At 68.4% G+C, this 24,964-nt stretch carries 21 protein-coding genes; 12 read left to right on the forward strand and 9 right to left on the reverse strand.

Annotated elements, in window-relative coordinates:
• Window positions 1-39: 39 nt before the first annotated feature.
• Both HV701_RS01990 and HV701_RS01995 read right to left on the reverse strand, forming a co-directional pair.
• Window positions 40-1,215 (reverse strand): GGDEF domain-containing protein, encoded by a 1,176-nt coding sequence (locus tag HV701_RS01990; protein WP_175131462.1) that lies wholly within the window; start codon window positions 1,213-1,215, stop codon window positions 40-42.
• Window positions 1,216-1,357: 142 nt separating this feature from the next.
• Window positions 1,358-3,523: a TonB-dependent siderophore receptor gene (locus tag HV701_RS01995; RefSeq protein WP_244957751.1), complete on the reverse strand. Its 2,166-nt coding sequence runs from the start codon at window positions 3,521-3,523 to the stop codon at window positions 1,358-1,360.
• A 286-nt stretch (window positions 3,524-3,809) separates the two neighbouring features.
• Between HV701_RS01995 and HV701_RS02000 the strand changes: the two genes are divergently transcribed.
• The 3 genes from HV701_RS02000 (at window position 3,810) to HV701_RS02010 (ending at window position 6,007) form a co-directional block, all read left to right on the forward strand.
• Window positions 3,810-4,724, forward strand: coding sequence for a DNA/RNA non-specific endonuclease (locus tag HV701_RS02000; RefSeq protein ID WP_175131463.1), 915 nt, complete (start codon window positions 3,810-3,812; stop codon window positions 4,722-4,724).
• Window positions 4,725-4,832: 108 nt separating this feature from the next.
• On the forward strand, window positions 4,833-5,216 hold the full coding sequence (locus HV701_RS02005) for an EF-hand domain-containing protein (RefSeq protein ID WP_236756377.1): 384 nt from the start codon (window positions 4,833-4,835) through the stop codon (window positions 5,214-5,216).
• Between the two features lie 236 nt (window positions 5,217-5,452).
• Window positions 5,453-6,007: a hypothetical protein gene (locus HV701_RS02010; RefSeq protein ID WP_254595091.1), complete on the forward strand. Its 555-nt coding sequence runs from the start codon at window positions 5,453-5,455 to the stop codon at window positions 6,005-6,007.
• A 63-nt stretch (window positions 6,008-6,070) separates the two neighbouring features.
• Here HV701_RS02010 and HV701_RS02015 read toward each other — a convergent pair whose 3' ends face one another.
• Window positions 6,071-6,868, reverse strand: a complete 798-nt coding sequence (locus HV701_RS02015) for a hypothetical protein (protein WP_175131465.1) — start codon at window positions 6,866-6,868, stop codon at window positions 6,071-6,073.
• 61 nt (window positions 6,869-6,929) lie between these two features.
• Here HV701_RS02015 and HV701_RS02020 point away from each other — a divergent pair, with 61 nt between their 5' ends.
• Window positions 6,930-7,400, forward strand: coding sequence for a hypothetical protein (locus HV701_RS02020; protein WP_175131466.1), 471 nt, complete (start codon window positions 6,930-6,932; stop codon window positions 7,398-7,400).
• A gap of 31 nt (window positions 7,401-7,431) precedes the next feature.
• On the opposite strand, the gene HV701_RS02025 is transcribed toward HV701_RS02020, so the two are convergent.
• Window positions 7,432-7,827: a DUF1801 domain-containing protein gene (locus HV701_RS02025; protein ID WP_175131467.1), complete on the reverse strand. Its 396-nt coding sequence runs from the start codon at window positions 7,825-7,827 to the stop codon at window positions 7,432-7,434.
• 217 nt (window positions 7,828-8,044) lie between these two features.
• Here HV701_RS02025 and HV701_RS02030 point away from each other — a divergent pair, with 217 nt between their 5' ends.
• The 5 genes from HV701_RS02030 to HV701_RS02050 all read left to right on the forward strand — a co-directional run bounded on the left by HV701_RS02030 (window position 8,045) and on the right by HV701_RS02050 (window position 14,420).
• Complete coding sequence (locus HV701_RS02030) at window positions 8,045-9,346, forward strand: UDP-N-acetylglucosamine 1-carboxyvinyltransferase (RefSeq protein ID WP_175131468.1); 1,302 nt, start codon at window positions 8,045-8,047, stop codon at window positions 9,344-9,346.
• A gap of 81 nt (window positions 9,347-9,427) precedes the next feature.
• The gene (locus tag HV701_RS02035; protein WP_175131469.1) at window positions 9,428-10,222 is read left to right on the forward strand and encodes an alpha/beta fold hydrolase; all 795 of its coding nucleotides are present in this window, start codon (window positions 9,428-9,430) and stop codon (window positions 10,220-10,222) included.
• Between the two features lie 240 nt (window positions 10,223-10,462).
• On the forward strand, window positions 10,463-11,914 hold the full coding sequence (locus HV701_RS02040) for an NCS1 family nucleobase:cation symporter-1 (RefSeq protein WP_175131647.1): 1,452 nt from the start codon (window positions 10,463-10,465) through the stop codon (window positions 11,912-11,914).
• A 134-nt stretch (window positions 11,915-12,048) separates the two neighbouring features.
• Window positions 12,049-13,428, forward strand: coding sequence for an HdeD family acid-resistance protein (locus HV701_RS02045; protein WP_175131470.1), 1,380 nt, complete (start codon window positions 12,049-12,051; stop codon window positions 13,426-13,428).
• The gene (locus HV701_RS02050; protein WP_175131471.1) at window positions 13,425-14,420 is read left to right on the forward strand and encodes an Lnb N-terminal periplasmic domain-containing protein; all 996 of its coding nucleotides are present in this window, start codon (window positions 13,425-13,427) and stop codon (window positions 14,418-14,420) included. Before HV701_RS02045 ends, HV701_RS02050 begins: the two co-directional genes overlap by 4 nt.
• A 19-nt stretch (window positions 14,421-14,439) precedes the next feature.
• Here HV701_RS02050 and HV701_RS02055 read toward each other — a convergent pair whose 3' ends face one another.
• A complete protein-coding gene (locus tag HV701_RS02055; protein ID WP_175131472.1) occupies window positions 14,440-15,183 on the reverse strand; it encodes an SDR family NAD(P)-dependent oxidoreductase in 744 nt (247 codons plus the stop codon).
• A 99-nt stretch (window positions 15,184-15,282) separates the two neighbouring features.
• Window positions 15,283-15,945 (reverse strand): TetR/AcrR family transcriptional regulator, encoded by a 663-nt coding sequence (locus HV701_RS02060; RefSeq protein ID WP_175131473.1) that lies wholly within the window; start codon window positions 15,943-15,945, stop codon window positions 15,283-15,285.
• A 171-nt stretch (window positions 15,946-16,116) separates the two neighbouring features.
• Here HV701_RS02060 and HV701_RS02065 point away from each other — a divergent pair, with 171 nt between their 5' ends.
• The gene (locus tag HV701_RS02065) at window positions 16,117-16,785 is read left to right on the forward strand and encodes an O-methyltransferase (RefSeq protein ID WP_175131474.1); all 669 of its coding nucleotides are present in this window, start codon (window positions 16,117-16,119) and stop codon (window positions 16,783-16,785) included.
• A 17-nt stretch (window positions 16,786-16,802) separates the two neighbouring features.
• On the opposite strand, the gene HV701_RS02070 is transcribed toward HV701_RS02065, so the two are convergent.
• Window positions 16,803-18,335 carry an MFS transporter gene (locus tag HV701_RS02070; protein WP_175131475.1) on the reverse strand — a complete coding sequence of 511 codons (1,533 nt, stop codon included), beginning with the start codon at window positions 18,333-18,335 and terminating at the stop codon, window positions 16,803-16,805.
• Between the two features lie 112 nt (window positions 18,336-18,447).
• On the opposite strand from HV701_RS02070, the gene HV701_RS02075 reads away from it, so the two are divergent.
• Window positions 18,448-19,347 carry a LysR family transcriptional regulator gene (locus tag HV701_RS02075; protein ID WP_175131476.1) on the forward strand — a complete coding sequence of 300 codons (900 nt, stop codon included), beginning with the start codon at window positions 18,448-18,450 and terminating at the stop codon, window positions 19,345-19,347.
• Window positions 19,348-19,354: 7 nt separating this feature from the next.
• On the opposite strand, the gene HV701_RS02080 is transcribed toward HV701_RS02075, so the two are convergent.
• Both HV701_RS02080 and HV701_RS02085 read right to left on the reverse strand, forming a co-directional pair.
• Entirely contained in the window at window positions 19,355-22,039 is a 2,685-nt protein-coding gene (locus tag HV701_RS02080) for a hybrid sensor histidine kinase/response regulator (protein WP_175131477.1), read from the reverse strand.
• Window positions 22,032-22,850, reverse strand: a complete 819-nt coding sequence (locus HV701_RS02085; protein ID WP_175131478.1) for a response regulator transcription factor — start codon at window positions 22,848-22,850, stop codon at window positions 22,032-22,034. The genes HV701_RS02080 and HV701_RS02085 overlap by 8 nt, the downstream gene beginning before the upstream one ends.
• 373 nt (window positions 22,851-23,223) lie before the next feature.
• On the opposite strand from HV701_RS02085, the gene HV701_RS02090 reads away from it, so the two are divergent.
• Complete coding sequence (locus tag HV701_RS02090) at window positions 23,224-24,957, forward strand: ShlB/FhaC/HecB family hemolysin secretion/activation protein (RefSeq protein WP_236756371.1); 1,734 nt, start codon at window positions 23,224-23,226, stop codon at window positions 24,955-24,957.
• The last annotated feature ends 7 nt before the right edge of the window (window positions 24,958-24,964 follow it).

A 24,964-nucleotide genomic window follows, 5' to 3' on the forward strand; every position in this document is an offset into this window, starting at 1 on the left:
TGGCGAACGGCAAGGCCGCCTCGCCAGCTTGCATTCGATTCAATCCGCGGCGGCGCGTTCGACTTCCAGGGCTGCCTCCAGCCGGTTGCCGCCCAGCGACTTGGCGCGGTACAGCGCCAGATCGGCACGCGCCAGCGCATCGGCCAGCGGCGGCACGTCCTCGTCGAAATAGGCCAGGCCGATGCTGACCGTGGCGGCGATGCCCAGGCCGTCGGCCGGATTGGCGACGCCGGTGGCGAAGCGCCGCGCCGCCGCCGCCCCCAACGGGTGGGCGCGGCGGGCGTCATCGCCCGCCAGCAGCGCGGCGAATTCCTCGCCGCCCAGGCGCGCCAGGATGACCTGCGGTCCAAGCACGTCGCGCGCCGCGGTGGCGAACGCCGCCAGCACCAGGTCACCGGTGTGGTGGCCGAAGCGGTCATTGATGGCCTTGAAATGGTCCAGGTCGAAGGCCAGCACGGCGATAGGCTCGCGCCCGGCGTTGCTCGCGATGAGGCGCGCGCCCTGCTCGAAGAACCAGCGGCGGTTGCCGAGCCGCGTCAGGTAGTCGGTCTGCGACTCGTGCACCAGCTGCACATGGGTTTCCTCGCGGATCAGCTTGATCAGCGTCATCGGCAGCAGCACCGAATACAACACCCCTTCGTACATGGTGATGTTGCTGGCCAGCAGGTGTACCGAGGGGCCGTCGACGGCGACCCACCAGGGCAGCAGGAAGGCCCGGCCAAAATAGATCAGCGCGTGCACGCCGGCCACCGCCACGGCGAAGTTGCGGGTTTTCAGCATGCGCATGGAATCGCAGCGCAGCAGTTCCCACGCGGTCAATGCGCTGACGATGGCAATGGGCAAGGCGCTGACGTATTTCCAGACCCGCTCCTGCCCTGGCACGCCGGCCGCCAGCCAGATCAGCGCCATGACAACCAGCAAGCCCGCCGAACGCTTGCGGTAATGGCGCCCGTTCAGCGAGGCGACACCGTTCAGCACCAGCAGATAGCCGCCGAGAATGACCAGGTTGCTCAGCGGCGCGCCGATCGCGGCCGGCATGTCGGCGCGGAACAAGGCGCAGATACAGCCCACCGCCAGCGTGGCGAAGCCGGCCGCCAGGATGCCCAGCGAACGGCTGCGGTTGGGGTGGGTCCGATGCTCCCAGAACGTCAGGCCGGCACTGGCCAGCAGCGTTCCGATAGTGATGAAGTAAAGGGTGAGGAGATCGACGTGCATCTCGGCCGGAAAGAGGGGGCACGCCAGGCGATCGCGGCGGCGTTCGCAATTTTAGGGGCAAATCCGCCGCGAAAATGTGACGGAGGCGCGGCCGCCGGGAAGCAATAAGTCCCCAATTAGGCCGCGCGTCCGCCCATCAGGATCAGAATCGATATGTCACGCTGCCGACCACCGTGCGGCGGGTGCCGAAGAAGCAATCGCCGCGGGCCAGGCAGGTGCCCACATACTGCTTGTCGAAGAGGTTGGTGACGTTCAGCGCAAAGCGCATGGGGCCCGCGTCGTAGGCCAGCACGGCGTCGTACAGCGTGACCGCGGGCACGCCGTTGTGGCCAGTGCCGTCATCGCTGCTGCCGTTGTAGCGCACGCCCGCCCCCGCCAGGAAACCCGGGGTTCCCATGACGCTGAAGCGGTAGTTGGCCCAGAACGACGCCATGTGCCGGGGAATGCTGGCCAACTGGCGCCCCTGTTCGGCCGGCGTGCCCTTGGCGACCTTGGCATCCAGGAAGGTGTAGGTCGCGACCAGGTCGACATTGCCCAGCGATGCCAGGGCTTCCAGTTCGGCGCCCTTGGTGCGCACCTCGCCCACCTGCACCGTGTCGGCCAGGCCGTTGACCACGCCCGCGACCTTGCGGTTTTTCTCGGTCATGTCGAACACGCTGGCGGTGACCGTCAGGTTTTCGCCCGGCGGCTGGTACTTCAGGCCAACCTCCCACTGCTTGCCCCGCAGCGGCTTGTACGCCTGGTTGGAGCGGTTGAAGCCGGCCTGGCCCTGGAACGATTCCGAGTAGCTCAGATACGGATTGAGGCCGGCCTCGGAGCGGTACATCAGGCCGAAACGCTTGCTCACTTCGCTGTCATCGCGCGACCCCGAAGGCGTGTCGTCGACCGACGCGCGCGAACGGTCATGGCGCAGCCCCAGCATCAGCAGCCATTTTTCCCATTCAAGCTGGTCCTGCATGTACAGGCCCAGTTGGTTGCCGCGCGAGGTCGGCGCGTTGACTGTCCCGGTGGGCGGCGTGAAGTTGCCGTACACGGGGTTGTGCACGTCGATCGGCGCGACCGTGCCGCCCACGCCCTGGCGCGCATCCAGCACGGAGCGCTGGTAATCGATGCCGGTCAGCAGGGTATGGCGGATCGGGCCGGTCTGGAACTTGAACTGGCCCTGGGTATCGACCGCGAACTGCTTGAGGGTCGGCTGGTTCTGGTACATCACGCGGCGCAGCAGCGTATCGCTGCCCGGCACCCAGCCGTGGCCGGCGCCGTTGAAGCCGGCGGTGTAGATGCTGCGGTAGTCCACTTCGCTGTGGGTGTAGCGCAGGTTCTGGCGCACCGTGACCGCGTCGTTGAAGGCATGCTCGAACTGATAGCCGATGGCGCTCTGGCGCGCGGTGTATTTGTCGAAATCCGGTTCGCTGACGAAGAAGTCCTGCGGGATGCGGCCGGCGGGCGTGCTGGTGAGCGTGCCGCGCCAGGGAAAGAACCCGACCATCGAACCCGTGTTGTCCTTCTGGAAATTGGCCAGCAGCGTCAACGAGGTGGCGGCGCTGGGCCGGTAGGTCAGCGACGGCGCGATGAAATAGCGGTCGTCGTCGACGTGCTTGACCGAGCTGTCGCTGTCGCGCCCCAGCGCCACCACGCGGTACAGCCATTTGCCGTCGGCATCGATCGGGCCGGTCAGGTCGGCCTGGATCTGCTTGCGGTTGTGGTTGCCGTAGCTGACGCCGATCTCGCGCATGGCCTCGGGCTGCGGCCGCTTGCTGACCTGGTTGACGATGCCGCCGATGGCGCCCTGCCCGTACAGCATGGCCGATGGCCCGCGCAGGATCTCGATGCGTTCCAGCGCGTACGGGTCGGGCCGGGTGTTGTTGTAGGAGCCGACCGCGTTGAGCAGGCCGTCCAGGTATTGGGTGGAGTCGGTGCCGCGGATCTTGATCGAATCGCCGCGGTTGTCCGGGCCGAACGCGCCGGCGGTGACGCCCGCGGTATAGGCCGCCGCCTGCTGCACCGACTGGGCGCCCTGCAAGGTCATGCGATCCTGCGTGATGATGCTGATCGACTGCGGCGTTTCCATCACCGGCGTGTCGGTCTTGGTGGCGGTGACGGCGCGGTTGGCGACGAAACCCTGCACCGGGCCGGTGGCGGTCTGCTCGACATCCGCGCCGGTGACGGTCACCGCGGGCAACTGGATGTCGGCGGCGGCGGACTGGGCGGCGCCGTTCGTGGCGACGCCCAGTCCGAAGACGATCAAGGGAACATGCCGGGCACGGGGAAACACCAGGCGCAAGCGAGACAACGGGCGGGCAACCATCAACACTCCATTCCAATCATATTCGAAGTAAGAATTAGTCTTATTCTTTGAAAGAAAGGAATTATAGCCACGACTGTTCAGGGGAATGCCAGGAAATGCGGCCATCGGGAAGACTGTATTGCCCGCGTATTCCCCAATCAGGGGGGCTGGCCGCGCATCGCGCGATGGATAAGCCAAGCCTTGGCTCGCCAGGAACCCGCATGGCGTGACAAATCCGTCACTCATCTACAATCCGGGATCCCCTTGACCGGCCCGCATGGCGGCCGGCTCGCAGCCCCCAGGTAGCATGACGCGCGCGAAGAAACCCGTTCCCAGAAAGAGAAGCTCTCCCTCCCGCTCCCCTTCCCGCTCCCGTTCCGCCGGCCGCGTGCCGCGTTTTCTGCGGGCGCTGGTGATCAGTTCGCTGGCCAGTTTCGGCGCCGCCACCTATGTGTTGCATCCCCAATGGCAGATGCCGGCCGCAGTCGGCGACATGCTGTCGCGGCTGCAATGGCCATCGCTGCAGCGCAGCGCGCCGATGGCGCTGCCGGCGCCCAACGCGGCGCTGGTGCAGACCACGTTCGACGCTTGTCCGCAGTTCTTCCCGAACGCGCGGGCGCCGGCGGTACCTGCCGCGCAACGTTTGCGCGAGGTCTGTTTTTCCTCATTCGCCATTCTGCACAACGGCCAGACCAAGACGCCGGTGTTCGTGGCCGAGCGCCTGAACCGCCAGAATCTGATGCAGGCCAAGGGGCAGCACCGGACCGACAGGTTCTATGCCGAGGCGCGGGTGCCGCGCGCCGAGCGCGCGGAGTTGGACGACTACCGCGGCTCGGGCTATTCGCGCGGTCATATGGCGCCGGCCGGCGACATGGCCACGCCCGAGGCCATGGCACAGAGTTTTTCGCTGGCCAACATGGTGCCGCAGGACCAGCGCCACAATGCCGGCCCCTGGAGCCGCATCGAGCAGGACACGCGTCAGTACGTGATGCGCGCGGCCGGCGACGTGTATGTCTTTACCGGGCCGGTCTACGCCGAGCGTCCCAAGACCATCGGCGCCGGCGTGGCGGTGCCCACCTATCTGTACAAGGTCGTCTACGACGCCACCACGCACCGCGCGTGGGTGCACTGGCAGGCCAACCGCGCCGACACCAAGGCCGGGCCCCCGATCGGCTATGACGAATTCGTGAAGCGGACCGGCTTGCGGCTGCTGCCGCCCTGACGCCAGGCCGGAACCGCGCCGCGCCATGCACCGCGATACATCGTGACATGCGCTTGCGGCGCGCCCGACGGTATGATGCGCGCCGCATCCATGCATACTGGGAGAACCATGAAGCACGTCATCCGGATGGGCCGCCTGAGCGCGGTGATATTGTTGGCCAGCCTCGCCGGCAACGCGATGGCGGCATCCTCGCCCGCTGCCACGCCAGCCGCCGCCCGCCCCGGGGCGTCCTCCAATCTCACCGGCGCCGGCAACCTCGGCCCGATGGGCGAGCCGGAATACATGACCCGCATGGAAGCCGCGTTCAACAAGCAGGACATCAACGCCGACGGCTACCTCAGCCGCGGGCCACTGCTGCAGGAAGCCACGGCCGAACAGATCACCGCGATGGACACCGATGGCGACGGCCGTATCAGCAAGGCCGAATTCCTGGCTTTCGCGCTGAAGAATTTCAAGAGCCGGCCCAAGTTCGAGCAGAACATCAAGCGATAAACCGCCGCCACGGTCCCCGCACCCGGCCCCGCCGGCGGTTAACTATTGATACACAAGACGGAATCGGCAATCAAGCGGCCGCGCGCGCGTGCTAAGTTACGAGCCCGTCAGCGCCCTCGTCCCGCGGGCGCCGATCCCCTGCGCTTCCCCTTCCTTTCTTCACGACCATCATGCACAAGAAACAAGATCGCGTTCCGGCCCAGGCTGGAAAGAAACGGATAGCCGGCCTGATTGCAGTGGCCCTGGCTTTGGCCACCGGCGCCTCGCTGGCGGGCGACCTGCCGCCTCGTGGCGGCGCGGCGGCGCAGACGCAGGCGCAGCCGCGGGACGAAGGCCGCCTGCCGCCACGCGGCGGCGCGGCCCAGCAGGCGCCGGCCAGCGCGCAGGCCCCCACCCAGGCAGCGGCCGCCGGCACCGAACAAAAGACCGAGATCAAGAGCCAGGCCGCCTACGAACGCCTGCTGCACAACAGCGGCATCAGCGTGCAATGGCTGTGGACCGATGAGCGCGGCAAGTTGAACGCGGTCGACGACAACGACGTGGTGCGCCTGGAAGGCGGCCACAGCAACGCCAACGGCTCGGTGACGATCAAGGGCCGGGTGCTGTCGATCTCGGCCGACCGCTTCACCTTCCGCGGCACCATCCTGATCGTGGACGCGCCGGACAAGGGCCGCCGCTGCGAACGCACCGGCGACTATGAATTCCGCGCCACCGGCAAGCGCAAGTACTGGCGCCTGCAGCAGATGGAAGCGTGCGGCGGCCTGACCGATTACGTCGACATCTACTATTGATCAATGCGCAGGCCTCGATGCGGCGCCCCCCGAGGCCGCCGCATCGGTATCAACGCCCACGTTTCACAGATGCCGGTGGCTGCACGCCATCGGCTGGTCGACCATCTGGCCGATCGCCCGCGCCAGCGCCTCGGCGCTGCCCTGCTCCAGACAATTGGCGCGGATCATGCGGAACCCCAGCGCCAGGCTGTAGTGCCAGTCCAGGTCGAACAGATGGTAATCGCGCCCGTTCGCCGGATGGCGCCAGCGCACGGCCGGGTCTTCATACGCCGCGCCGATGAAGTCGACGTGCGAACCGAAAGGCGGCATGGCCTCCAGGGGCTCGTCCGAACCCGGCAGGCTGGGGGCTTGCAGGTTCTCGCCCACGCCGACATAGGGCTCGGGGCCGTCGAAGGCCAGCATGATCACGCTGAACCCGGCCGGGTCGGCGTCGTAATACGCGCGCTGGCCGGGATTCAGCAATGCGCGGGCCGCCGGGCCAAGGCAATAGTGCGGGCTGCACCAGCTGCTGTGCTCATCGTCCAGCGTAAAGTCGGGCACGATGCCGTGCGCCGCCAGCAACGTCAGTGTCTCCTGCATGGTGTCGTGATGACGCACCGGCACGGCAGCCGGCACGTCGCCGGCGGACTGGTACAGCGCGACCACATCGCCGGTGGTGCGCAGGCCGTCGCGGTACTGGAACGAGCCTTCGCGCAACCGGGCCAGCCCGAGGCTCAGCGTGTCCAGGGCCTCGCGCGGCACGCGGTCGCCGCGCGGCTCCAGCAGGTAGCCTTCGGCCAACAGGCGCGCCTGCAGTGCCGGCCAGTCGGGCGGCGGCAAATGGGGATAACGGGGAAAGATGAACTGATGGTGTTGGGACATCGGATAGGCGCCGTGTATTGGCGTATTCTCTGGTGCTGAGGCAATCGACAGGATATCCCGAATGAGTTCGACAGTGATCAAGTGGGTGGCCAGCATCGGTTTCGGGCTGGTCATCGGACGCGCCGCCTTCAGCATCGTGAACCCGTTGATGCAAGCGGTGTTCGGCCTGGATGCGCCGGCCACGCAGCCTTACGTGCCAGTCGATCAGGCCGTGGTGGACCGCATGCTGATGGCAACCGGCGGCCTCTGCCTGATGATCGCCATCGCGGTGGCCGCAGCGCTGCTGCGCGTCGGCGACAACCGCCGCCTGGCGGCCTGGGGCTGCGCGATATTGGGCGTGGTGCTGCTGCTGACGCTGCCCATGGCGCTGGTGAGCATGGAACCCACGCCACAGGACCCGGCCGGCGCCCGCGACGTCAAGACGGCCATGTTCTTCTGGTGGATGATCTTCGGCCTGCCCTATCTGGCCGCCGGCCTGGCGCTGACGATCGGCGGCGCGGTCATGCTGCGCAAGTTCCGCAAAGCGGCGTGATCGCCGGCCCGCGCATACCAGCGCAAGGGCCTCACGCCCGCGGCGCCGGGGCCGCGTTCAACGCCACCGCGGCGCGGATCAGCGCGCTGAATGCCGATTCGTCAAGGACATCGCCTTCATGGATATCGATGGCACGGCGGACCTTGCCTTCGAGGCTGGCGTTGAACAGCCCGGCCGGATCGGCCAGCGCGGCGCCCTTGGGAAAGGTCAGCTTGACCGCGCGCCGGTAGGCTTCGCCGGTACAGAGGATGCCGTCGCGCGACCATACCGGCACGCGCCATTTCCATTCCTCGACCACCTCGGGGTCGGCCGCCAGGATCAACTGGCGCACCCGCGCCAGCACCGCGCCGCGCCAGTCGTTCAGTTCGCCGATGCGGGCATCGATCAATTGCGACGGCGACGGGCTGGCGGATTTGAGGGTCGTCATGAAGGCTCCTGATGCGGAACACCGGAAAAGGCGGCTGGCGGTCTTTATACCCAAGCCGCGTCGGGACGTCCATGCGCCGCCCGGCCACGCCGGCTCGAGTTCCTTGCAGTCTGACACCATTTCCAAGGCGCCGATGCGCGACGCCCACCGGGCCATGCCGGTACAATTTCCCCGCGTTTTCCCCTGCCGTTCCACCTGTCGTCCAAGCGTCTCGTCCATGTCCAATCTCATCGTCCACGGCGGCACGCCGCTACGCGGCCGCGTCACCCCGTCGGCCAACAAGAACGCGGTGCTGCCCATCCTGTGCGCCACGCTGCTGACCGACCAGCCGCTGCGGCTGCATGGCGTGCCCGACATCACCGACGTGCGCAAGATCCTCGACATCTTCCGCACCCTGGGCAGCGAGGTACGGCTGGACGAAACCACCCGCACGCTGGACCTGCACCATCGCGACACCACATTCGACGCCACCCGCCACCGCCTGCCGGAAGAGATGCGCTCGTCCATCATGCTGGTCTCGCCGCTGCTGGCGCGCTTCGGCGTGGCGCGGCTGGAAGACAACGTCAAGGGCTGCACGCTGGGCGTGCGCGAGATCGATCCGCACGTCGACATCTTCCGCTCGTTCGGCGGCGAGGTCGAACGGACCAGCGGCTCGCTGCTGGTGCGCAGCGCCGGCCCGCTCAAGCCAACCCATCACTGGCTCGACTACGCCTCGGTCACCACCACCGAAAACTTCGTGCTGTGCGCGGCGGCCGCCGCCGGCGAATCGACGCTGACCAACGCCGCCTCCGAGCCGCACGTGCAGGAATTCTGCCGCTTCATGACGATGATGGGCGCCCACATCGACGGCATCGGCACCTCGCGCCTGGCGGTGCGCGGCGGCGCCACGCTGCGCGGCGGCGAGTTCACCTTCGAGGAAGACTTCCACGAGATCACCACCTTCCTGGCGCTGGGCGCGATCACCGGCGGCGACGTGGTGGTGCGCAACAGCACGCCGTCCAACTTCCCGCTGATCGACCGCACCTTCGCCAAGTTCGGCGTCCGGATCGTGCACGAGAACGGCTGGTCGCGCGCGCTGCGCGATGGCCCGCTGAAGGTGCAAACGCCCTTCACCAGCAACGTGCTGACCAAGGTCGAAGCCGCGCCCTGGCCGTATTTCCCGGTGGACCTGCTGCCCATCTTCATCGCCCTGGGCGTGTGCGCCGAAGGCAACGCGATGTTCTGGAACAAGGTCTACGACGGCGCGCTGGGCTGGACCGGCGAGCTGTCCAAGTTCGGCGCGCACGTGTTCTCGTCGGACCCGCACCGCGTCATCACCTTCGGCGGCAACCCGCTGACGCCGGCGGTGGTGGAAAGCCCCTACATCATCCGCGTGGCGATCGCGCTGTTCATGGTCGCCAGCAGCATCAAAGGCCGTTCCGAGATCCGCAACGCCACGCCGATTCGCCGCGCCCACCCGCGTTTCGTCGAGAACCTGCGCAGCCTGGGCGTGCAGGTCGAATGGACCGCCGAGGAATAGCGCCGGCGGTTTCCTATAATTCCGGGATTGCCTCGAACGGCGCCGCCGCGCCCGTTTCCTTTTGCCTGCCAGGATCGTTGAATGCCGTCGATTGCCAGCCACGATGTCCATGTGCCCACCCAGCAAGGCCGCCTGTTCGCACGGCGCTGGGATCCCGCCGGGCGGGATGCGGACGCGGCGCCGATCGTGCTGCTGCACGATTCGCTGGGCTGCGTCGAGCTGTGGCGCGACTTCCCCGAACGCCTGGCCGAGGCCACCGGCCGCGCCGTCATCGCCTATGACCGGCTTGGCTTTGGCCGCTCCGATCCCAACCCCGCCACGTTGGCCACCGGCTTCGTCGAGGCGGAGGCCAGCGACGGCTTCCAGGACTTGCGGCGGGCGCTCGACATCGGCCCTTTCATCGCCTTCGGCCACAGCGTCGGCGGCGGCATGGGCATCTGCTGCGCCGCGGTCCACCGCGAGGATTGCCAGGCGCTGATCACCGAGTCCGCCCAGACCTTCGCCGAGGACCGCACGTTGGACGGCATCCGCGCGGCGCGGCGCAACTTCGCCGAGCCCGGCCAGTTGGACCGCCTGAAGAAATACCACGGCGACAAGGCCGCCTGGGTACTGAGCGCCTGGGTCGACACCTGGCTGTCGCCCGCCTTCGCCGACTGGAACCTGGACGACGCGCTGCGCCGGGTGCAATGCCCGGTGCTGGCGTTGCACGGCGAAGAGGACGAATACGGTTCGACCGCCCATCCGGGCATCATCGCGCGCCTGGCGGGCGGCCGGCAGGCGCTGCTGGAAAACTGCGGCCACGTGCCGCACCGCGAACAGCCGCACATCGTGCTGGACCTGGCCAGCCAGTGGCTGCGAGGCGCGTTGCCGGCCTGATCCCCCCGGCCCGCACTGGCCCCATCGGGCACGGCGCCCTGCCGCCGCGCCCGTTTGCCGGCGCGCGCGTCATGCCTTCTTCAGCCCGGAAGGGAAAACCCCAGGGGCGTATTGGCGCAAAGGTTGTATACACTCTTTGCACACCAGAATACGCGCCAGGCTACGTCCAAGTGTTGCTGCTGTATTGGTCCGCCCGGCTTCCTTCAAGACCATGCCCACCCCTGGGTCAGGGAGCTAGCCATCGATATCCGAAATCCTTCGCCTGGTCTCTACAACGAGGACCTGGCCCCCACCAAGGAGCGCCGCTGGGGCGCCTTCAGCATCTTCAACGTCTGGACTTCGGACGTGCACAGCCTGTGGGGCTACTACCTGGCCGCCAGCCTGTTCCTCTTGTGCGGTAGCTTCGTCAACTTCCTGATCGCCATCGGCCTGAGTTCGCTGGTGATCTTCTTCCTCATGAACCTGATGGGTTATGCCGGCGAAAAGACCGGCGTGCCCTACCCGGTGCTGGCGCGCGCCTCGTTCGGCATCTGGGGCGCCAACCTGGCGGCGCTGGTACGCGCGGTGGTGGCCTGTTTCTGGTACGGCGCGCAGACGGCGGCGGCCTCGGGCGCCATCGTGGCGCTGCTGGTGCGCAACGACAGCCTGCTGGCCTTCCACCAGAACACGCAATGGCTGGGCCATTCGGGGCTGGAGGTGATCTGCTATGTCGGGATCTGGGCGCTGCAATTGCTCATCATCCAGAAAGGCATGGAGACCGTGCGCCGGTTCCAGGACTGGGCCGGCCCGGCCGTGTGGATCGCCATGCTGGTGCTGGCGGTGGGGCTGTGCGTGAAGGCCGGCGGGTTCAGCATCGATCACGGCATCCCGATGGACGTGCTGCTGGACAAGACCCGCGACGCAGGCGTGACCGGCGCGCCGGGCAGCTTCTGGGCCCTGATGGCGGTCGGCGCCACCTGGATCACCTACTTCGCGGCGCTGTACCTGAACTTCTGCGATTTCTCGCGCTATGCCCGCGACAAGCAGGCCGTCAAGCGCGGCAACCTGTGGGGACTGCCAGTGAACCTGGTGGCGTTCTCGCTGGTGGCCGGCATCACCACCATCGCCGCCTACAAGGTCTATGGCGAGGTGCTGCTGCACCCCGAGCAGATCTCCACCAAGTTCGACAGCTGGGTGCTGGCGCTGCTGGCCGCGCTGACCTTCGCGGTGGCCACGCTGGGCATCAACGTGGTGGCGAACTTCGTGTCGGCCGCGTTCGATATCTCGAACGTGTTCCCCAGGCGCATCAGCTTCAAGCGCGGCGGCTACATCGCCGCGTTGATTGCGCTGGTGCTGTATCCCTTTGCGCCCTGGGAAGGCGGCGCGGCGCATTTCGTCAACGCCATCGGCGCCACCATGGGGCCGCTGCTCGGCATCATCCTGGTCGACTACTACCTGGTGGCCAAGGGCCGCATCAATGTTGCGGCGCTGTATGACGAGCATGGCGAATACCGCTACCAGGGCGGTTGGAACATCAACGCGCTGATCGCCACGGGCATCGGCAGCGTGTTCTCGACCATCCTGCCGAACTTCACCGACCTGCTGCCGGCCTGGTGGGGCACCTATGGCTGGTTCTTCGGCGTCGGCATCGGCGGCGCCGTCTACTGGGTGCTGGCCACGCTGCGCCCGCGCGCCGTCGCGGCCATGGCCTGACACGGCCGCGCCCCTGCCGGCCGCCAGATGCCGGCACGGGCGTGCGCAACTCGACGCCCGGACCGGGCTCGCGCTACCCTGCATGCGATGCTTGCCCTCCGCGACATCGCGCCCATGCATGGAGACCCGCCCCCATGAGCCACCTGGTCCTGCTTCTGCTCGGTATCGACTATCTGCACAAACGCGCCCGCGCGCTCATTATCGGGGGTTGGCTGATGCTGGCGGCCGGCGCCTTCGTCTTCATCGACGCGCTGGACAACGCACTCTATTTCCCCCTGAATTTTTTTGCCGCGCTGCTGGTGGCCGAAGGCATCGCCACGCTGGCCATCGCCAAGTCCGGCGTCGGCGGCCAGCGGGTGCTGCGCTACACCAAGGGCGTATTCGTGCTGCTGGCGGGCACCCTGGTGCTGGCCGGTCATCATCACGGGCATTTCGCGCTGTCGATGATCTTCGGACTGCTGTTCCTGGTGGACGGACTGATCCAGTGCATCGCCGCCTACGTGGTGCGCTACCAGCGCTGGCGCGTGGTGTTCGCCTCGGGCGTGGCCGAGGTGCTGCTGGCGATCTTCTTCTTTCAGCCCTATCCCACCCACTACGTCGGCACGGTGCCGTACTGTATCGGGCTGTTCCTGGCGATCTCCGGCGTGAAGCTGCTGTGGCTGGCGCGCCGCGTGCGCAATCTGCACGCCAACCCGGCACTGGCCGCCAACCCCGATCCCGCCTTCATGCCGACGCGCGCCGACGGGCCGGCGCAGAAGGTGTTCGATGGCCCGCCGCAAGCCAGCGAGCGCGCGTTGACCGTGCATGTCTGGACGCCGTCGGGCTCGGCCAGGACCGAGACGCGCAACTACCCATTGATCGATCGCTACATCGCGGCGGTGGACATCAACGGCGTGGTGTCCACCGGCCATGCCGCGCTGGAATCGCCCGAGGGCATCTACATCAGTCTCTATCCGGCCGTGGAAATCGACCACTCGCCCGAGCAATTCGGCACGCTGCTGCGCGCCACCGCCGAGAACAACGTGCCGGGCGTGTACCAGCCCGACTACGCCACCGAGTCCAAGGCCTGGTGCCCCTCGACCATGCAGGTGCGCATCCGCAATTACGACGCGGCCAAGTTGCGGGCCTTCTGGGATGAGTACCGCAAGACCGAGATCTACAACCTGACCCACCGCAACTGTTCCAGCTCGGTATCGGCGGCGCTGGAAGCGGCGCTGGACGGCGTGGTCGGCCGCCTGCACGGCCCGCAGGCCGGCTGGGCGGTGCTGTGGCGTCTGTTGCTCACGCCCGAATTGTGGGTGGCGGCGCAGATCCGCAAGCGCGCCCTGACCATGGCCTGGACCCCGGGCCTGACGCTGGACTATGCGCGCGCGCTCAGCATGCTGGCCGATCCGCGCCCGTTCGGCTGGTGGAAGATGTCGCAGGCGGCGCTGCGCCAGATCGCAACGCTGCGCGCCGCTTGGCGCCGGCAGGACCGCGAGGCGGTCGCCCGCAACGCCCAGACCCAACCATGACGGCGCTGCTGGCGGCCGTGGTCGTGGCCGGCGCCCTGTGGGGCGCGCTGGCGCTGTGGTTCCAGGCGCCCGGCCGGGGCCGCGCACGCCTGCTGGCGCCGCTGGCCTGGCTGGTATTGGCCGCCGCCGCGCTGGCCGGGCTGGCCTGGGGTTACCGGCTGCCGGCCGCGGTGTACGCGGCGATGTTGCTGGTCATGCTGGCCTGGTGGGTGTGGTGCATGCGGCCGTCCAACGAGCGCGACTGGATGCCCGAGGTCGCCCGCAGCACCTACGGCGAGGTGGACGGCGACCGCCTGACGCTGCACAACGTACGCAACTTCGACTGGCGCTCGCGCACCGACTTCGACGCGCGCTGGGAAACCCGCCGCTACGACCTGTCGAAGCTGGCATCGGTGGACCTGGCGCTGTCGTACTGGGGCCGGCCGGCGATCGCGCATGCGCTGGTGTCGTTCGGCTTCGGCGACGGCCAGTATGTGGTGTTCTCGGTGGAAATCCGCCGCAAGCGCGATGACACGTTCTCGGAGATCGGCGGCTTCTTCCGCCAGTACGAACTGTCGGTCTTGGCCTCGGCCGAGGAAGACAGCCTGCGCGTGCGCACCAATGTGCGCGGCGAGGACGGCTACCTGTATCGCGTTCGCATGCCGCCGGGCGCGCCGCGCCAGCTGCTGCTGTCGTACGTCGACACGGCCACGCGCCTGCGGCGCCAGCCGCGCTTCTACAACACGCTGACCGCCAACTGCATCACCATCGTGTACCGGCTGGCCGGCAGGATCGTGCCCGGCCTGCCGCTGGACTACCGTTTGTTGCTGTCGGGCTATCTGCCGGAATACCTGTACCGGCTCGGCGCTCTGCAAGGCGCGGACAGCGTGCAGGCCTATCGCGACGCGGGCCGCTATACCGAGCGGGCGCGCGCCACGCAGGATGCGGCGCAGTATTCGCGCAATATCCGGCAAGGCGTGCCGGGCGTGCCGCCGTCCGAAGCGGACGCATGACCGGGGCGCCGGCCGCGCCTCAGGTCAGGTTCAAACCGCCGTCCGACAACAGGATCTCGCCCGTCAGATAGTCGGACTGCACCAGCCACGCCACCGCCTGGGCGATGTCGTGCGGCTGCGCAGCGCGACGCATCGGCGCCCGTTCGCGCCACAGTTGCTGCGCCTGGGTCCAATCCCGCGTCAACGGCGTATCCACCAAGCCGGGCGCCACCGCGTTGACGCGGATGTCCGGCGCCAGCGAGACCGCCAGCAGACGCGTCACATGGTTCAGCGCCGCCTTGGCCGCCGCATAGGGAATCGACGCGCCCTTGGGCCGCACGCCGGCATGCGAGCTGACATTCACCACGCACCCCGGCCGGCCACGCGCCGCCGCGGCCGACAACGCCGACTGCGCCTGGGCCACCAGGCGGAACGGCGCGACCACGTTGACCTCGTGCATCTCGTGCCAGACCTCGGGCGTGGCCGCGGCCAGGTCGCCATGGGGAATCACGCGGCTGATGCCGGCGTTGTTGACCAGCACGTCCAGCCGGCCCCACGCCGCCACCGCCTCGCTGACCAGGCGCACGCGGTCGCCATCCTCGGCGAGATCGGCCTGTACGTATACGGCCGAGCCCAGCTCGGCGGCCAGCGCCTTGCCCGCCGCGGCCGACTGGCGCGAATGCAGCACCACGGCATAGCCATCGCGCGACAGGCGCCGGGCAATGGCGGCGCCAATGCCGGAAGTGGAGCCGGTCACCAGGGCGACAGGAAGGGAAGCGGTCATGTTGTCAGCCGTCAGGATAGGAGCGGGCAGCCGCCCAAAGACCGGTCATCTTACTCCCGCGCTGGAGCCCGCGCGCGCTGCGGCGCGGAGCACCGGAGGCTACGCGCGGGCCTGCCGGCGCGCCGGTTCGGCGCTTCGCCCCAGGCGGTCGAGATACGCGCACAGCATGTCGGCCAGCGCGTCCGCGTAGGTCGCTATCTCGGCCTCGGTACGCGGGCTTTCCGAGAACTGCTTGCCGACCGCGCTTAGCGTATGGGTGATGAGTTCGCCAGCCAGGGCGCGCGTGGCGTCGGAAGCCGCCGGCAGGGCTTCGCCGAGAAAGGCGAGCACGATGCGGCCGCCCTCTTCCTTGGTGGCGCGCGCCTCGGGCGCATCGCGGTAGAGCGGCGCGGCGTCGTTGAGGGCGATGCGCATCACCGCCTCTTCGCATTCCGAGCGCACGAAGGCATGCACCAGGTTGCGCAAGCGCTGCGGCGGCGGGTGGCGGGCGTCTTCGAGCAGGCGGCGCAGCAGGTCCGAGGTCTGCTGCCATTCCTGCGTCTGCAGGCGGTACAGGATGGCCGCCTTGTTGGGAAAGTACTGATAGAGCGAGCCGATGCTGACGCCGGCTTTCTCGGCAACCCGCGCGGTGGTGAAGCGCGTCGCGCCTTCGCGCGCCAGAACCTGAGCCCCCGCTTGCAGAATGGCCGCGACCAGCTCGGCCGAGCGGGCCTGCTGGGGCTGTTTTCTCTCGGACAGGCGGGTGCTGCGGCGTGTGGTCATGGCGGCGCGCGAAATGCGAATAGAGAAATGCGATGGATTCGTCGTATTCTAAACCGTGCCCTCGCCGCGCCCACGCAACGTTTTCGCGCCCCTGGACGGCGGGCAATCCGGCCTGTCGCGGCCTCGTCAGCGGCCGCCTTGCGCCCCTATCCCGACTGGAAACCCATCTCCATGACCGACACCCTGACCTCCTCGCCCCTGGCCCCGCTGCTGGACCGGCTGTTCAAGCAGGCCGACGCCTCGTGGTCGAACGCCGACCCCGCCCTGGCCAACATGTCCGCCGCCGAACAGGCGCGGCTGATGCGCAGCAAGACCGATTACCGCGAGTTCTACGGCCGCATGAAAGACCTGCCGCTGGCCGTGTCGCCCGCGACCGGCAAGCTGCTCTACATGCTGGCGCGCAGCACGCGGGCACGCGCCATCATCGAGTTCGGCGCCTCGTTCGGCATTTCAACGCTGCACCTGGCGGCGGCGCTGCGCGACAACGGCGGCGGCCGGCTGATCACCACCGAATTCGAACCGGCCAAAGTGGCGAGAGCCAACGAGAACCTGGCCGAGGCCGGCCTGGCCGACCTGGTGGAGCTGCGCCAGGGCGACGCGCTGCAAACGCTCGCTACCGAACTGCCGGAGCGCATCGACCTGGTCCTGCTCGATGGCGCCAAGGCGCTCTATCCGGACATCCTGACCTTGCTGGAAAGCCGCCTGCGGCCCGGCGCGCTGATCGTGGCGGACAATGCCGACCACAGCCCCGAGTACCTGGCGCGCGTACGCTCGCCGGCATCGGGCTATCTGTCGACGCCGTTCGGCGACGACGTGGAACTGTCGATGCGGCTGGGGTAGGCCGCCGCGCGCGGGCGTCAGGCCCGCGCCGCCGCCGCAACCGTTCGCGCCTCGGACTTGCCGAGGAACAGGAACACCACCAGCGCGGTCAGCACCGTGATCGCCGCGAGGATCCAGAGCAATGTGGCGAATGCCTCGGCGCACGCCTGCGCCAGCACCGCGCGGCCGACGCCGGGCAGTATCGCGGCCAGCGCGTCGAAGTCCCCGGCGACCAGTCGCTGGGCCGCCGGCGTTGCCCGCGATGCGGCGCCCGGTAACGCCGTGGCGAGATGGCGCGCGGTCAACGCCGTCAACAGCGCGCCGACCACGGCCAGCGCCACGCCCTCGCCCGCCACCCGCGTCGTGCTGAAGATGCCGGCGGCCATGCCGGCGCGCTCGGTCGGCACCACACTGACGGCCAGCCCATCCATCAAGCCCCACGGCAGGCTAATGCCGATGCCGATCAGCAGCATCGGGCCGACCCGGGCCGTCACCGGCCCCGCCGTCATGGCCAGGCTGAGCCAGGCCAGGCCGGCGGCGGCCAGCAGCAGCCCCACCCCGCAGATCGGCGCCGGCGCCAGCCAGCGCGTCAGCTGACCCGCCACCACGGGCAGCAGCAACAACGGCGCGGACAGCGCGATCATCATGCGGCCGGCCGCGATCTCGCCGAGACCGTCGACGGCGATGAAGTGCAGCGGCAACAGGATCAGCAACACCACGAAGGCATAGGCCGGCGCGGCCGCCAGCAACTGCACGCCCAGAAAGCGCGGATAGCGGAACAGCGTCAGGTCGAGCATCGGCCGGGCCGCGCGCAACTCGATCATGCCGAATAAGGCGAACAGCGCCAACGACGCCGTCAGCAGCGCCAACGTGGCAGGCTCGCCCCAGCCGCTCTGCGGCGCGCGCATGATGCCCCAGGTCAGCAGCGCCAGCGCCGCGCTGAAGGTGGCCGCGCCGGGTAAGTCCAGGCGCCCCGCCGCCGGATCGCGCGATTCCCGCAGGCAACGCGTGCCCAGCGCCAGCGCGATGGCGGCCAGGGCGATCACCAGCAGGAAGATGCTGCGCCAGCCGTAATGCTCGATCAGCAGCGCCGAGGCGATCGGCCCGAACGCCAGCCCCGCGCCAAAACTGGCGCCCAGCAGGCTGAAGGCGCGCATGCGTCCCGGCCCGTCGAACGCCTGCGCCAGCGCCGCGGCGCCGCCCGAGAAGATAGCCGCGCCGCCCAGGCCCTGCGCGGCGCGCAGCAAATCGAAGGCGACGATGCCCGGCGCCTGGACCAGACCGACGGAAGCCGCGATGAAGATCGCCGCGCCCGCCAGGAACACGCGGCGGCGCCCGTAGCGGTCGGCCAGTGCGCCGGCCACCAGCAGCGTGCTGCCAAACACCAGCATGAAGGCATTGGTGATCCAGTTCAGCGCGACCGGGCTGCCGCCCAGTTCGCGCGCGATCGCAGGCAGCGCGATGGCCGGACCGGTGAACGTGAACGGCATGGCCGCGCATGCCAGGCACACGGCCACCAGGATCAGGACCCTGCGGGCGGTTGGCAGCGGCGGGGAAGCGGAAGACGACATGGCGGGCATCAATGCGAAATGGAAACAGCATTGAAGATACTTACGCGCGATATTTTGATAAATAGGCTAAAAATCCACATACCAAGGAATTAAATTCTTCAATGGAATCGCCATGGACCGCTTGAGCGGCTTGTTACCGTTTGTCCGCAGTGCCGAGCTGGGTAGCTTTGCCGCGGCCGGCCGCGACCTGGACCTGTCGCCCTCGGCGGTCGGCAAGGCCGTGGCGCGGCTGGAACAGGACCTGCATGTGCGCCTGTTCCAGCGCAGCACGCGCCGCATGCAGCTGACCGAGGAAGGCCGGCTGTTCTACGAGCGCTGCAAACGCATCCTGGAAGACCTGGACGACGCGCACGCCACACTATCGCAGACGCTGCGCGAACCGCGCGGGCGCCTGCGCGTCAGCGCGCCGCTGGTGAGCTACCACTTCCTGCTGCCGGTGCTGCCGGCTTTCGCGGCGCGCTATCCGGGCGTCGAACTGGACATGGATTTCAACGACCGTATCGTCGACCTGATCGGCGAGCGCGTCGACGTGGCGATCCGCAGCGGCGACCTGCCCGATTCGCGCCTGACGGCGCGGCCGCTGGGCAGATTCCGGCTGCGCCTGTACGCCGCCCCCGACTACTTGGCGCGCCACGGCACGCCGCAGCGGCCGCGCGACCTGGAACGGCACCAGGCGGTGCGGTTCCGCTACCCGAACGCCGGCACGCTGCAGGAATGGCCGCTGGCGCTGGCCGCGGGCGAGGCCGCGCCACGACTGGCGGCCGCGTTCACCTGCAACAACATGGAGGCGCTGCTGGGCGCGACCATCCAGGGGTTCGGCATCGCTTGCATGCCGGATTTCCTGGCGCGCCAGGCGCTGGCGGCCGGCAGGCTGAACACGGTGCTGGACACACAGGTGAACGGCGCTGGCCGCTTCCAGGCGCTGTGGCCGTCCAATCGCAACCTGTCGCCCAAGGTCAGGGTGTTCGTCGACTTTCTGGGCGAACGGCTGTTTCGCGACAGCCCGCCCTAGAACCGGCTCACGCCACGGGCATGCGCTCGCACAGCGTGCCGATCGCCGCCAGGTCGCCCAGCCGCGCCAGGCGCTGCACTTGCAGGCTGAAGTCCTTGAAGGCCGGGTCGCGCGCCTGGATCGCGCGCGCCCAATCCATCAGGTCCGAGATACCGCCGATGTCCAGCAGGCGCCGCACTTGTTCCAGTTCGGCGCGCGACAGGCGCGGCAGCGGCGCCGAGCCGGTCGCCGCCTCGCTGGCGGCCTGCTGCGTCGACAGATGCAGCAATCGGGCCAGCACGTGCCGCAATTCAACCAGGTCGATCGGCTTGAGCAAGCTGGCGTCATAGCCGGCGCCATCCAGCGTGGGCGCCTCCTGCGGGGTCGCCGATACCGCGACCACGGGCAGGTCCGGCCAGCGCGCGTGCGCGGCCGCGAGCACGGCCGCGCCGTCGGCGCCTTCCATGCGATGGTCGGTCAGGATCAGATCGGGCCGGCGCGCGTCATCGGCCCGGATGCGCGCCACCATGCCACGGCCATCCGCCTCGCTTTCGACGGCAAAGCCCAGGCTGGCCAATTCCTCGACCAGGAATTCGCGGATTTCCGGCGTGTCCTCGGCCAGCCAGATGCGCTTGCCCGCGCCGTCCAGCGCGGGCAGCACGTGCGCGGCGGCGGCAATGTAGTGGTGCGACACGCGCGACTCGTCGACCTGCCTGAGCGGCAGCGCCACGCTGATGGTGGTGCCCTGGTCCACTTCGCTGTCGACGTGGATACGGCCATTCATGCGCTGCACCCACTGCTGGACGATCGCCAGGCCCAGCCCGACGCCAGGCTGGCTATCGGCCGACGACAAGCGCTGGAACGGCTCGAAGATGTGCTGCCGGTCTTGCGGCGCAATGCCGCAGCCGGTGTCGCGCACCGCCAGCGCCAGCCAGCCGGCGGTCTGGCCGGCGCCGGCCGCGGTGTAGTCGGCCGTCAGCGTGAGCACCCCGCCGCGCGTGAACTTGGCGGCATTGTCGATCAGGTTGAACAGCACCTGCCGCACGCGCTTGCCGTCCATGTCCAGAACGGCCGGCACCGTTTCCGACACCCGCAGCTCGAAGCGGTTGTCCTGCCGGGCAGCGATCGGCGCGGCTTCCTTGGCCGTCGCGTCGAGCAGGGCATGCACATATTCAGGCGCCAGCCTCAGCGCCTGGCCGCCAGCGCCGGCGGCGTAGTCGATCAGGTCGTTGACCATGCTCAGCATGTGATCGGCGCTGCGGCGGATGATGGCGCCACGCGGCGCATCGTCGCGCCCGCCCGCCTGGATCAGGTCGGCAAAGCCGATGATCGAGGTCAGCGGGGTGCGCAAGTCATGACTGATACGCGCCAGGAAATCCTGGCGCACGCGGCCGGCCTCGTCGGCCCGGATCAGCGCGGCCTGCAGCGCGCGCGTGCGCTCGGTGACGGCCTGGTCCAGGCGCTGGTGCTCGCGCTCGCGCGCCAGCGCCAGCTCGCGCTGGGCCGCCAGCCGTTCCTGGCGATGTTGGCGCGAGCGCCCGTACAGCAGCACGGCCAGCATCAGCGAGATCGACAGCAGATCCCAGGCGACTTCCGGACCGCCCTGCCAGCGGCCGGGCAGCAAGCCCTGAATGTAGGCCACCCGCAGCAGCAGACAGCCGCAGTAGACAGCAAAGGACAGCAGGAAAATGCGCGCATTGGCATGGCCGCGGCGCCAGCCATCGGCCATGGAGACGAGCCAGACCACGGCCCACAGGAAGATCAGGCCGATCAGCGCCTGCGCGGCCTCGCGGTAATCGCCCAGCGCCGCCCACACCGCGCCGGCGAATCCGGCGGCGATCAGCCCCAGGTAGACGCCGCGCCACATGCGGATCCGGTGCAGGCCGGCGAACAGCATCGCCATGCCCCCGAACAGCGACGCCGCCACCGTCGCCAGCACGCTGGGCGCGCGCAGCACCATGTCGCCGCCGCCCGTCAGGACGTAGCGATACAGCAATCCCTGGAATGAGAGGCTGTACAGGATCTCGACGAAAATGGCCGCGGACAGCAGCAGATACACCGGATCGCGGTGGACCACGCCAAGCAGGCCGGCATAAATGCCCACCATCACCAGCGCGCCGACCAGCAGCGCCACCAGCATGGTGTTGCGCTGGGTCACGCCGACGAAGGCCGCCGGCGTGCGCAAGGCGGGTTCCATGTTGATCGCCGAGCGGCTCTGGACCCGCACCAGCACCGTCATCCGCTCGCCAGGCTCCAGCCGCAGCGGCGCCACCGACACGGTGGACGGCACCTCGCGGGTGGCCAGCGGCTCGCGGTTGCCCGCCAGCAGGACCTTGGCCGGCTCGCGGCTGCCCTGGGGGAACAAATAGAAGCGCACGTCCTCCAGCCGCGGCACGCCGAATGACAGCCAGCGCTCCTGCGGGCTGTCGCTGGCGTTGCCGATCTCCAGCCGCAGCCAGAACGCCGACGTGGAGTATCCCCGGTTCAGCCAGCGGGGCGACACGGGCTGCCATTCGTCATCCAGGATCTGGCCGGCCTGGCGCGCGCCGGTCGGGTCCTCGATGCCGCGCAACTGGCTGGCCAACGGCAGGTTGACGCGCACCGCGCCCAGGTCGACAACGGGTTGGACGTCCTGCCCGCGCGCCGGCAGCGCCACGCAGCACATGGCGAGCCACAATAGCCACGCCAGCCAGCCCGCGCGGCCGCTAGCCATGCGGATCCTGCTCCTGGCGCAAGGCCGTGGGCGCCATGCCGAAGCGTTCGCGGAACGCGGTGGAGAAATTGCCGCGGTTGCCGAAACCCACCGCCTGCGAAATCGCCTGGATGTCCAGGCCGGTCTCGCACAACAGGCGGCGCGCCTCGCGCATGCGTTCTTCGCGCAGGAATTCGAACACGGTCGTGCCGGCGCAACGCCGGAATGCCTGGTTCAGCCGCCGCGCGTTGGTGCCCAGCGCCTGGGCCAGGGCCACCAGTTCGGGCGTGTGGTCGAGGCGTTCGCGCAGCAGCTTGCGGGCGGCGCGGAACAGCACCCCGTCGAGCGAGCTGCCGGCAGCGACGGCCGAGGTGCCGTCGTTGACGGCGGCGGCCGGCGCGAGCGCGGGCGTGGGCGTCACCCGCAGGTGGATCAACAGGCGCAGGCGCACTTCCTCGAAGTCGAACGGCTTGGCGACGTAGTCGACCGCGCCCGCCGACAGGCCGGCGACCCGCTCGCCGGGCAAGGACGCCGCGGTCAGAAAGAGGATGGGAATGGCGCGCGTGGCCTGGTCGGCCTTGAGCAGGCGACAGGCCGCGAGGCCATCGCAGCCCGGCATGTTCACGTCCATCAGGATGATGTCCGGCTGCACCAGCTGCGCCTTGCGATAGCCGTCGTTGCCGTCCTCGGCCACATATACCCGGCAGTCCTGGCTGGTCAGGAAATCCACCAGCAGCATGCGGTCCTCGGGACGGTCCTCGACGACCAGCACGCGCAAGCCGGCAAGCTGGCCGGGAACGGGCGGATAAGAGGCGTCATTCATGCCGCGCATTCTTTCATGCCGGCCGGTCCGCGCGTTGGTAACAGGCGACAAAACCGTGCCGGTTTTGTGAATATTTTTCCTTGCGGCAAACGTGCCGTGCATTCCGGCAAACCTCATAGGCGCAATCATTATTCACACATGATAGTGTTTGTTACATGAAGCTACGGGCCCGTCAGGGTCCTGGCACCCCACGGCTGGGCGCGGCCCAAGCCGCCTCGCCACCCGCAGGAAACCGGCATTTCCACCAGCCAAAGCGCGGGCAAGCATCCCGCAGCCCGCCGAATGTGTAAAGAACTTTAGAAAGACTGTTTATAGAAGTCTACAAAATATATCAAAAAATCTCATTTAAATCTGATTGTAACGACTCGCTACCCGAGCACCCATGCGCCGCCTACCCCATTCCCGCCGTCCCGCCGTTTCCTGCCAGCTTCCCTCCTCCCTGCGCGCCGGCTTCGTCGCCGTGCTGCTGGCGTTAGCCGCCGGACCGGTGGCGGCGCAGAACGCGCCCGTCCAATTGCCCTCGGGCGCCGAACCCGGCCGCCAGTTGCCGCAACCGGCCATGCCGCAAAGCACCCCCGGCGCCGCGCCAGTGACCGTGGAACAGGGCAGCGCGACCGAAGCGCCGGCCGGGGCCGACAAGCTGCGTTTCACGCTGACTGACCTGCGCGTGGAAGGCGTGACCCGCTATCCCGCCGACACGCTGCGTCCGCTCTACCAGGACCTGCTCGGCAAGACCATTACGGTGGCGGACGCCTTCAAGGTCGCCAACGACATCGAGCTGCGATACCGCAATGACGGCTACGTCACCACGCGCGTGATCGTGCCGGCGCAGACCATCGAAGGCGGCCAGTTCCGCATCAGGGTGGTCGAGGGCTATATCGCCGACGTGAAGTACGACGGCGACATCGGTCCGGCGCAGGCGGCAATCGAGAAACTGGTGCAGCGCCTGCGCGGCGTGCGCCCCATCAACGTGGCCGAAGTAGAACGCCAGCTGCTGCTGGCCAACGACCTGAATGGCCTGACCGTGCGCGCCTCGCTGGAAGCCTCTCCCACCGAAGTGGGCGGCTCGGTGCTGGTGGTGCGCAGCGAGCGCAAGCCGGTCGACGCGCGCCTGGGCATGGACAACCGCGCCTCGCCCTACCTGGGCTGGAGCGAAATGACCGGCCAGGTCACGCTGAACGCGTTTGGCGCGCGCGCCGACAGCCTCACCCTGACCGGCCGCGTGGGCTTCCCGGCCTATCGCAGCAAGGCGGTGGGCGCCAACTACGACATGCTGGTCACCGACAGCGGCATGACGGTGGACATCGCCGCCAGCTACGCCAAGAGCGAACCGGGCCGCGAGTTGGCGCCCTTGAACGTGGCCAGCGACGTGCAGGCCTATTCCGCCACCGCCACCTACCCGCTGATCCGTTCCCGCCTGCAGAACCTGCGGGCTTTCGGCATGCTGGACGTGCGCAACGTCACCACCGACATCACCGGCATCCCGTTCACGCGCGACCGCCTGCGCGTGCTGCGCGCCGGCCTGAGCTACGACCGCACCGACAGCTGGAACGGCATCACGGCTGTGCGCGGCACGGTGCACCAGGGCCTGGACGCCATGGGCGCCTCCAAGGAAGGCAACGAACTGGCTTCGCGCGCCAAGGGCCGCCCCGACTTCCTCAAGCTGACGGCCGAACTGACGCGCCTGCAGCAGTTGTCCGAGCGCTTCAGCCTGGTGGCCACCTTTGCCGGCCAGTACAGCGCCAGCCCGCTGCTGGCCAGCGAGGAATTCGCGCTGGGCGGCCCCAACTTCGGCCGCGGCTATGACGACGGTGAAATGTCCGCCGACTCCGGCGTGGCCGCCTCGCTGGAACTGCGCTACGCGGTGTCGTCCGACCGCTTCCTGCCGCAGGGCGCGCACGTCTACACGTTCGTGGACGGCGGCCGCATCTGGTCGCGCAGCGAAAGCGCGCCGCTCACGCGCGCCAAGCTGTCCTCGTATGGCGCCGGCATGCGCGCCAACCTGACCAAGAACCTGTACGCCACGCTCGAAGTGGCCAAGCCCATGAGTTCCGATGTCCTGACCCAGGGCAACAAAGATCCCCGCGTGTTCTTCAGCCTTTCGGCCCAGTACTAATCCGCGA

Source organism: Achromobacter pulmonis (genome assembly GCF_902859765.1).
GTDB classification, from domain to species: domain Bacteria; phylum Pseudomonadota; class Gammaproteobacteria; order Burkholderiales; family Burkholderiaceae_B; genus Achromobacter; species Achromobacter pulmonis.